Origin of the sequence: Litorivivens sp. (assembly GCF_041625495.1) — a bacterium.
GTDB lineage: Bacteria > Pseudomonadota > Gammaproteobacteria > Pseudomonadales > Spongiibacteraceae > Litorivivens.
Genome location: NZ_JBFJTH010000138.1, coordinates 1 through 10,404, shown reverse-complemented (window position 1 = coordinate 10,404; position 10,404 = coordinate 1). Strand labels below are relative to the sequence as shown.

Here is a 10,404-nt window from a genome sequence, read left to right as displayed (position 1 = left end):
GGGCAGACGCGGCCCTGGCAACTCTACAGTCTGAAAGCCGGTCAGCTCATTGTCGGAATTCACCACACCGCAGCTCATCCACGGCTCATAAAGCGCGTAATCAAAAAACAGAAACTCGCCGGTGCGTGGGTCAGTTTTGGAGTGGGCCGAGACATGACGTGGCAAGGTGCCGCCAAAATTTTCTTCGCGCAGGGTATCAAGTGTTCGTGGGTCTAGCCGCACCGGATTGCCACTGATGTACCACAGTGCCATCAGCTCACCGTTATGCAGAATGACGTCGGTATTGGCTGTGTCTTTGTATACCTTGGGTTCGCGTTTCATGGTGGCGGGCTCCATCACCCCGCCCACCAGACACTGACCATTTGAATCGTCGATAAAATCCTCGGATTTCACATAACGGTTGCGGTATTCCGCTTTGCCATTTTCCAGATACACGCCGTGCATCATCCCATCGCCATCAAACCAGTGATGCATGCCAACCGGTGTCTGCAAAGGGTTGGGACCGTTGCGCAAGTAACTGCCACAGAGGTCTGTTGGGATCTCACCTGTTACCTTCAGCTCAACGCAGGTGCTTTCCTCCCCGACGGGCGCATAAAGACCGTGCAGATATGGATTTTTATTATTTGGGTTCGACGACGATTCGTGCAGAGGTTTGACCGCGCTCATGACATTCTCCGGTGCTTTCACTAAGCTCAGTTGACAGGTTCTGTAATGCAAGCGTAAGATTTCATTGTAGAACTTACATAACACCTGTCAAGCAGGGAGACCAAACATCATGGCCGAGGACACCTCACTCTGGCACCTGTTTCAGCGCGCTGTTGCCGCCGCGCCAGAGCAGGAAGCACTACTTGATCCGCCAAACCGGCACGACCTGTGCGGCAGCAACCCGCGTCGCCTGAGCTTTGCCGAAGTCGAGCAAACTGCACTGGGCATTGCCGGGCAACTGCACAGCGCTGGTCTGCGCGCCGGTGACGTTGTGGTTGTGCAACTGCCCAATATTGTAGAGCTGCCGTTGATGTATCTGGTGGCGGCCCGGCTTGGGCTTATCCTGTCGCCTGCGCCCATGCAGTACCAATCTCACGAATTGCGGATGATTATCGACAATACCCACCCCCGCGCGGTGATCAGTTGTGGCAGGTTCAAGGAGCACAATCCACTGGTCCAGTTTGACGGTCTGATTCCCAAGAGCACTCTGCGATTCTCCGTCGACGCAAAGGATGCAGCGTGGCCAGCACTTGAAACTGCTGCACGCGATTTGGAAGAGGTGGCCATTCCGGACGGTGACGCTCTGTTTACCCTGTGCTGGACCTCCGGCACCACCGGCCTACCCAAGGGCGTGCCACGCCGTCACCGTCACTGGCTGGCCATGATTCCGGCCTTTGAAGACGCCACCGCCCTGCCCAAGGGGGCGGCAATGGTAGCGCCCTTTCCCATGGTGAATATGGCAGCCATCAGTGTCTTCCTTGTGTACTGGCTGTCCGTTCACGGCAAGCTGGCATTACACCACCCACTTGACCTACCCGTTTTTCTGCAACAGATAGAAGAAGAGAAAGCGCTGTATACCGTGGCACCACCCGCGCTGTTGTCGTTGCTGCTGGCCAAACCGGAATTGATGAACAGCCGCGATCTCTCCAGCCTGCGCGTTATTGGCTCTGGTAGTGCACCGCTGGCACCATCGATGATTTCTGGCTTCAAAGAAAAGCTCGGCGTTGATGTAGTGAACATGTTTGGTTCTAACGAAGGCTGTTGCCTGGTATCTGACGCCCGAGATGTTCCAGAGCCTGAAGCACGAGCCAGCCTGTTCCCACGCTTTGGCGCGCCAGACTTGCAATGGCACAACCGCATAGCCAAGGTGTTTCATACAAGGCTGCTGGATGTTGAAACAGGTGAAGTGATTGAACAACCCGGTAAAGTCGGCGAACTGGTCATTCGCGGCGATACGGTGTTTGAAGGTTACTGGCGCAGTGCAGAGACCAACCGTGAAGTATTCGACAAAGACGGCTTCTTTCGCACCGGCGACCTGTTTGAGATTGCCGGTGAAAAAAATGCCTATTACCGCTTTGTGGGCCGGCGCAAAGATCTGATTGTGCGCGGCGGCATGAAGATATCTCCCGAAGAGATCGATCAACTGCTGGCGGGCCATCCAGCCATTCAGGAAGCAGCCGTCGCGCCCTATCCCGACGAACATTTGGGTCAACGTATTGCCGCCTTTGTGGTGAGTGAAACGGCTGTCTCGGTCGACGACCTCGCCTCCTATCTGCAGGAGTGTGGACTGGCCAAATTCAAATGGCCGGAAAAAGTGTTGGCCATTGAGGCCTTGCCCCGCAATCCACTAAACAAAGTACTGCGCCACGAACTGGCAAAAAAACTGGAGACCGCCGTCTGATGAGCGAATCACGCTTTGAGACCCTGTGTTCGCGCCTCACATTACCTGTTGTACAGGCGCCGATGTTTCTGATATCCGGGCCTGAGATGGTTATCGCTGCCGCTAACGCCGGCATTCTAGGTTCCTTTCCCACCCAGAACGCTCGTACCAGTGAGCAGCTGAAAGACTGGCTCGACACAATAAAAGCAGGCTGTCAGAACAAACCCTGGGCGGCCAACCTGATTGTGCACCCTACGTTTCAACGGCGCGATGCAGATCTTGAATTGCTGCTGGAATACCAGCCCGACCTTATCGTTACCGCGCTCGGCAGTCCGACCCATATTATCGAGCAGGCCCATGCGGCCGGTTCACTCGTGTTTGCAGATGTGATCAGTCCCTCCTTTGCACGCAAGGCCGTGGATGCCGGTGCAGATGGTCTGGTGCTGGTTTGCTCTGGCGCGGGTGGTCATACCGGGCCGCTCAGTCCGTTTGCGTTTGTAGATTCGGTGCGCGAATTCTGGGATGGCCCGTTGATTCTGGGCGGCGGTATTGCTACCGGGCGCGGCATTCGTGCAGTTCAGGCGCTGGGGGCCGACCTTGCCTATCTGGGCACCCGCTTTCTGGCGAGCCGCGAAAGCATGGCCGCCGACGGCTACAAACAAATGGTGATCGACAGCGGCGTAGACGACATTGTCTGCTCCGACGCTATTACCGGCGTGGCCGCCAACTGGTTGCGTGAATCACTTCTGCAGGCGGGGCTTGATCCAACCAATATGCCCGAGAAAGCAAAGATGGATGTCAGCGCCAGTGTAGATGCCAAACGCTGGAAAGATATCTGGGCGGCGGGCCAGTCGGTGGGGCCGGTCAAGCGCCTGCAGTCGATAGCGGAAATTGTGGAAGAATTGAAACAGCAGTTATCGGCGTAGTTAGAACTACGCGGAGGAAAAAAATAATGAACCGACGCACGCTAAAATGCTCCTTCATCACGGCAACATTCGCCGTACTGGGCAATACACTCGCACAAGCCAGCTCCCCTGTTCTGGAAGAAGTGATCGTAACTGCTCAGTTGCGCTCTCAAAGCTTACAGGACGTACCGGTATCGGTGAGTGCCATGGGCGGCGACAAACTGCTTGAAGCAGGTATTGATAAAATAGAAAACCTGCAGGCCTACATCCCCAACTTCACCATGTCGGAAACCGGCATCGGGACCAATATCTATATTCGTGGTTTGGGCAGCGGCATCAATCAGGGCTTTGAGCAATCCGTGGGCATGTATTTTGACGGTATTTACTATGGTCGCGCCCAACTGTCACGTGCGCCGTTTCTTGATCTGGAGCGTGTGGAAGTACTGCGCGGACCACAGAATATTCTGTACGGCAAAAACAGCATTGCCGGTGCCATTAGCCTTCACTCGCGTCGCCCCGCAGAAGACAGTGAAGGCGTAATATCGTTGCTTTACGAACCTGAACACGCAGAGGAGGTGGCTGATCTGATTCTATCCGGGCCCATCAGCGACACCGTGGGTATGCGTTTCGCCGGTCGCTACCGACAGATGGATGGCTATATCGAAAACCTGACGTTAGACCGCGATGAGCCAGCTCGCGATGAGGTCACGGCGCGGTTGTTGATCGACTGGGCCTTTTCCGACCGCTTGCAGATTCTGACCAAACTGGAAGCGGGCAAATTTGATGTGACCGGGCGCCAAGTGGAAGTGGTCACCGATGTACCCTCCAATTCAACTAATCCGCTGTTTGCGGGACGAACCTACGCGCAGATTCTTAACAATACACAAGTGCCTGGCGCACTGAATATCAACGCCGATGATTCCGTGCTCAATAACTATCAGGACTATAAGCGCTCTTCAAATGGCGACTACAGCCACAACGATACCCGCAATCTGACCATCAAGGCCGATTACGATCTCGACGGCCATATCCTGACCTTTATTACCGGCGTAATGGCCTACGAGTTTGAAGAAGTGGCCGATGTGGATTTTACCGGCGCCGAAGTTTTTGATGCACTGTTGCAGGAAGAATACCAACAGTTCAGCCAGGAATTCCGCTGGGTTTCTCCTGTCGGTGACGACTTTGAATATATCGCCGGAGCCTACTTTCAGAAAAGCGAGCTGGATTATTTCGATGCGGTGCGTATCGACAGCTCCATACTACCGGAGCTGCTGAATGTGGCTGATGCCGCTGCCGCTGGTGACCTTGGCGACCGGCCCATTGATGGCGATGTGTTCGGCGGCGTTGCGGGCGTGGGCGATGCAGGTGAACACCTGCGCGGCTTGCGCACACCACGTGTTTTCACCACCGACACCGAATTGTGGTCGGTATTCTTTCAGGGCACCTGGCACTGGAGTCATGCGCTGCGCACCACGCTGGGCGCGCGTTTATCGTATGAAACCAAAGAGGGCAGTCGCTCTATCAAGCTGACCAACGACGGCAGCCAGACCCTCGACCCCCAAGAGGTACGCACAGTGCTGGCGAAAGTACTGTCTGTTGAAGAACAGGATCTGACCGGCAGCCGTACCTCAACTAACGTGTCGCCACTTATCACGCTGCAATATGAACCCAGCGACAGCACCATGCTGTTCGCCACCCTGAGTCAGGGTTTTAAATCCGGAGGTTTTGATGCTCGCTCCAACCAGTCGCCGGCGGCAGACGATCCCGCACCCCACAACCCCAACTACGGCGACGATCCCAGCGAGCAATTTCTCGGCTCTTTCGAGTTTGAGGAGGAAGAAGCCATAAACATGGAGATTGGCAGCAAGAGCACCCTCTGGCACGGTCGTGCCGATCTCAATGCCACCGCATTTATCACCCAGTACGATGACCTTCAGGTGAGCATATTTGACGGCACCCTGGGCTTTAATGTGGGCAATGCCGGCGCCGCACGCACCATGGGTGTGGAATTGGACGGTCGCCTTGCACTGACCGACACCCTGACCCTAAGCGGCGCACTGGCCTGGCTCGACTTTGAATTCACCGAATTTGAAAATGGTCAATGCTACCAACAACAGACCGATCCGGAAGACGACGGGCTGTGCGATTTCACCGGCAACACAAATCAGTATGTTGCCGATTACTCCGGCAACCTGTCGCTGAGCTATGACAATCCGCTCAGCAACGGCCTGACCCTGCGCGGCGCATTTGATGTAGTGTTTTCAGGTGAATACAATCCCACTCAGGATCTTGACCCCCGCATGCTGCAGGACGCGTACTACAAGCTGAATCTGCGCGCGGCCATTGCCGATGAAGCGGCCGGCTGGGAGCTTGCCTTGATCGGCAAAAACCTGACGGACGAGGTCATTATTACCTATGCCAACAGTATGTCGTTGGCTAACAGTGTATTTGGCGCCATTGGCCATTATGCTTTTATAGAACGGCCACGCAGCATTGCAGCCCAATTTACCTACCGCTGGTAAACACCTGCCCCAACGAGGGATGCTACATGAGCAAAGACGTCTTTATTCTAGGCTGGTCGCAAACCGACTTTGCCCGCCATTGGGGCCGTGAGGGCAAAGGCCTGCATGAGATCATGACCGCCGCCTTGGAAGAAGTGTTGACCAAGGCAAACGTACCGGCATCTGCAATTCAATCCGCGCATGTGGGCAATTTTATTGCCGAGCTGACCAATGGCCAGGGCCAATTGGGTGGCGTGCTGGCCGCCGTTGATCCGGCACTTCACGGCTTGCCCATTTCCCGCCATGAAGCCGCTTGCGCCTCCGGCAGTATGGCAGTACTGGCAGCCATGGCCGAAATAGAAGCAGGCCGCTACGACTGCGTGCTAGCGTTGGGTGTAGAGCAAGAGCGTCACCTCAGCGGTGAAGTTGCCGCTAAACATATGGCCTGTGCCGCACTCGCCGGTGAAGAATCAGAAGCCGCCACCTTCTGCTGGCCCTATATGTTCGAGGGACTCGCCGCTGAATACGAGCGTCGCTATGGCCTTAACGAAGCGGCCATGCGCGAGATTGGCAAAATCAATTTTGGCAATGCCAAAGACAATCCCCGCGCCCAAACCCGCGACTGGCAGTTTGCCGATGGCAGCTTTGATGCAGATGATAGCCGCAACCCGCTGGTTGAAGGCAGGCTGCGCCGCAACGATTGCGCCGGGTTTACCGACGGCGCAGCGGCTGTTTTACTGGTCAGTGCCGACAAGGCCAGAGCACTGGGAGCTGATCCGGAAAAACTGCCGCGTATTCTTGGCTGGGGTCACACCACTGCAACAATTCGCCAGAGCGACAAAATCGCGCTGAGCGCTGACGAAGCGCTGATTTTCCCCCATGTGGCTAAAGCCATTTACGATGCGCAGCACCGCGCTGGCTTACCCAACACCGGCTTGATCGACGTGATAGAAACCCACGACTGTTTCACCATCACCGAGTACATGGCCATTGATCACTTCGGCATTACCGGCCCGGGCGAGAGCTGGCAGGCTATTGAAGACGGTCGCATTACCCGCGAAGGTATAATCCCTATTAACCCCGCTGGCGGGTTGATGGGACAAGGGCATCCCGTAGGCGCCACAGGCATTCGCATGCTGGCGGATGCCTGCCGACAGGTAACGGGTACTGCCGGCGCCGCACAAATAGACGGTGCGCGAATTGCCCAAACATTGAATCTTGGTGGCAGTGCAACAACGATTGCGAGTTTTGTGGTGGGCGTGTAGAACCGCTCTAACCCCGGACCTCTCCCAGAAGAAGAGGGAAATAGCGCATCCACATCGCGCTTTAAGCCATCCCTTCACAATGCCCTCATCCAACCAGTGAGAAGCAATTCTCTGGGCCCTCAACCACTGGCGGCGCAACAGTTTCGCAGGTTGGCGGAGGTGCTTTTAGATGCGAAAACCTGCGCAAAAATCACAGAATCTTTTAGCCGCTTTCACTGCTATAATCGCCCCGTTTTTCATCTCGCTTGTGAGCCCACATGACCAGCCCCCTGAAACGATTAAGCATAACCAGCCTAGTGCTTGCGCTGTGCTGGGGTTTGGTTGGCTATGCGGCGGCAGACTTTTCAAAGCACAACACCCAATCACAGCTACTGGCTATAGATGGTCTGGTCGACAGTCTGTGTCACCGCTTTACAGACGCTCGGCCCTCGTGCTCCGGCGATAGCGATTCCCTCCCGGCGCTACCTGCCTCTGAATTCGATTCCTCACCACGACTGCACGCTGGGCAGGCTGTTCCAAGTTCAACAACTGAATCTGCCCGCGCGCTTCATCATTGGCGTCCCGCTGCCCGCGCGCCGCCCTCCTCACTATTGATGTAACAGATACCATCAATTAACCGGCCATCTCGGGCCGACAGAGGAATACCGATGAAAACATCTCCCATGCGGGCTGTAGTTTACAGCCTGGTTGTACTGCTGGGCGTGCTTTGCGCGCTGCCCAACGTGTTACCTGCACGCGTAGGCGAGCAGCTGCCCAGCTGGTATCGCGACACTACCTTTAAACTGGGTCTGGACCTGCGCGGCGGTTCCCACCTGCTACTGGAAATAGACAACCGCCAACTGCTCAGCGAGCACAATCAGCAATTGGCCGAATCGCTGCGTCGCATCCTGCGTGAAAACAAACTGCGCATCGAAAGCATGAACTCGACCGAGCACGGTATTGTGGTTAGTAGCCGCAGCAATGCCGACACGCCCGCAGTACAACAGGTTATTAAAGCCAACCTGCGCGAGCCTGGCAGTGAACCGCTGTATCGCGTAAGCAGTGACGGCACTCGGATTACCATTAGTTTGAGCAGCGAGTACAAAACGCAACTACTCGACGACGCTATCGAACGCAGTCTCGATATTCTGCGCAAGAGGCTGGATGAAAGCGGGCTTATAGAACCCACGATTACGCGCCAAGGTCGCGATGCCATACTGGTGCAATTGCCAGGTGTGGATAATCCGCAGTCTGTGCGCAAGCTGCTGGGCACCACCGCCAAGATGTCTTTTCACTGGGTTGCCGACGGGCGCACCGAACCCTACAACCAAACCATACAACTGGCCGACGAACGCGGAGAGCGCTATCAGCTGGAGCGGGAACAGGTTCTCAGCGGCGAGCATATCAGTGATGCGCGACTAGGTTTCAATCAGGAATCGGGGCTGCCGGTCATCAACTTCCGTCTCGATCGTCAGGGCGCCAGCCTGTTTAGCGAATTGACCGGTGACAATATTGGCCGCGCACTGGCTATCGTACTGGATAAGCGGGTGCTCACAGCGCCGGTGATCCGAACAACGATTGGTGCCAACGGCGAAATCAGCGGGAATTTCACAGTACCCGAAGCCAGTAACCTGGCGTTAATGCTGCGCGCGGGTGCGCTGCCCGCCAAACTGCATGTGGTTGAAGAGCGCACCGTAGGCCCGGATCTGGGCAGCGACTCCATTGTAATGGGACTGGCAACCGGTCTGCTCGGCGCCGCGCTGGTGGTCGCCTTTATGCTCTGGAGTTACCGCGCCTGGGGCCTGATTGCCTGCGCTGCGTTGGGCATTAACGTGGTGCTAATCTTCGGTGTACTCAGCGTGTTAGGTGCCACCCTCACCCTGCCCGGCATTGCCGGTCTGATTCTCACCATCGGGATGGCGGTCGACGCCAACATTCTGATCAACGAACGCATTCGCGAAGAAACGCGTCGTGGCAAATCCGCTCAGCTTGCCTTACAGGAGGGCTTTGAGCGCGCCTACGCGACCATTCTGGACTCTAACCTCACCACACTGATCGCTGTCAGCCTACTGTTCATGTTTGGTAGCGGACCGGTGCGGGGATTTGCAGTGACCATCGGTATTGGCCTGCTGACCTCACTGTTTACCTCGGTGGCTGTCACCCGCCAGATAATGCAGCTGGTCATTAATCGGCGGCGGCGCAAACCGTTGCCGCTGCCCAAGGAACACCTGCTCGACAGCCTTACTCGACAGCCACTGAATGTGATGAAGGGTCGCAAAGCCGGACTGATCGGCTCCGCTGTGCTATCGCTGGCCGCCATTGTCCTGGTGTTGAATCCAGGCAATCACTTCGGCCTTAACTACGGTGTGGATTTCAGCGGTGGTACTGTCATTGAACTGGAACTGCCCAATTCATCCCAAGGTGAACTACGCCAGTTGCTCGCCCGTGGCGGCATCGAATCGGCTGCGGTTCAGGGCATCGGCGGCAGCGATGACAGTGACCGTTATCTGGTAAGACTGCCCGTGAAAAGCACCAGCGACAGTGATACAGAATTGAACTATGTTAACACGGTTGAGTTGATCCGCTCCTTGATTAGCGACGCCCACGCCGAGGCCAGTATCGACCGGGTCGATCAGGTAGGCCCCAAGATCAGTGCCAATTTTGGCGAAGACACAATTCTTGCCATTGTGCTGGCCAGTGGCGGCTTGTTGATTTACTTGTGGTTGCGGTTCGAATCGCACTTTGCGCTTGCAGCAACGATCACTATCGCTTTAGATCTGACCAAAACCTTGGGCTTTTTCGCTTTGCTCGGTATTGAGTTTAACCTGACCGCGGTGGCGGCTTTGCTGGCGCTAATTGGTTACTCCATTAACGATAAAGTGGTTGTGTTTGATCGCATTCGGGAAAATTTTCGCGCTACCCCCGACCAGCCTCTGCTGAACTTGCTTAACACAAGTATCACCGCCACGCTGACGCGCACGGTATTTACGTCGTTCACCACCTTTATCGCACTGCTGCCAATGGCAGTAGCCGGCGGCCATGCGGTGGCGAGTTTTGCCCAGCCTATGCTGTTTGGTATCGTAGTTGGCACCAGTTCCTCAGCTCTGATCGCATCACCGCTTCTGTATGTTCTGGGCAAGCGCCGCCTGCAACGCGGCCAATCCCAGCTGAGGCCTAGTCGTGAGGAAATACAGCGCGAGCTGGATCTGATACCCTAATCACTCGTTTGGCAAAATAAGCCGCACATGCTTCCCGTCGCGCCACGTAAACAACGCGTGGCGCGTCAAGAACGTGTGATGGGCGCTTTTGCAGTGCAGCGATCCATTGGAAATAAACACCGGATGACACTCGAACTATCCAACCAGTTCATTTTTATCGGCGCATTGCTC

6 protein-coding genes are annotated in these 10,404 nt (G+C 55.8%); 5 read left to right on the top strand and 1 reads right to left on the bottom strand.

Going from position 1 to position 10,404, the window contains the following annotated elements; genetic code table 11:
* A partial coding sequence (locus ABYP39_RS14295; RefSeq protein WP_372783175.1) for a carotenoid oxygenase family protein occupies positions 1-666 on the bottom strand: 666 nt, incomplete at its 3' end.
* Between the two features lie 109 nt (positions 667-775).
* Here ABYP39_RS14295 and ABYP39_RS14290 point away from each other — a divergent pair.
* The 5 genes from ABYP39_RS14290 to secD all read left to right on the top strand — a co-directional run bounded on the left by ABYP39_RS14290 (position 776) and on the right by secD (position 10,233).
* The gene (locus tag ABYP39_RS14290; RefSeq protein WP_372747336.1) at positions 776-2,386 is read left to right on the top strand and encodes a class I adenylate-forming enzyme family protein; all 1,611 of its coding nucleotides are present in this window, start codon (positions 776-778) and stop codon (positions 2,384-2,386) included.
* Positions 2,386-3,291: an NAD(P)H-dependent flavin oxidoreductase gene (locus ABYP39_RS14285; RefSeq protein ID WP_372747335.1), complete on the top strand. Its 906-nt coding sequence runs from the start codon at positions 2,386-2,388 to the stop codon at positions 3,289-3,291. Before ABYP39_RS14290 ends, ABYP39_RS14285 begins: the two co-directional genes overlap by 1 nt.
* Before the next feature lie 26 nt (positions 3,292-3,317).
* Positions 3,318-5,792 carry a TonB-dependent receptor gene (locus ABYP39_RS14280; protein WP_372783173.1) on the top strand — a complete coding sequence of 825 codons (2,475 nt, stop codon included), beginning with the start codon at positions 3,318-3,320 and terminating at the stop codon, positions 5,790-5,792.
* 26 nt (positions 5,793-5,818) lie between these two features.
* Positions 5,819-7,036 carry an acetyl-CoA acetyltransferase gene (locus ABYP39_RS14275; protein WP_372747333.1) on the top strand — a complete coding sequence of 406 codons (1,218 nt, stop codon included), beginning with the start codon at positions 5,819-5,821 and terminating at the stop codon, positions 7,034-7,036.
* 647 nt (positions 7,037-7,683) lie between these two features.
* Positions 7,684-10,233 carry a protein translocase subunit SecD gene (secD, locus tag ABYP39_RS14270; protein WP_372783171.1) on the top strand — a complete coding sequence of 850 codons (2,550 nt, stop codon included), beginning with the start codon at positions 7,684-7,686 and terminating at the stop codon, positions 10,231-10,233.
* The last annotated feature ends 171 nt before the right edge of the window (positions 10,234-10,404 follow it).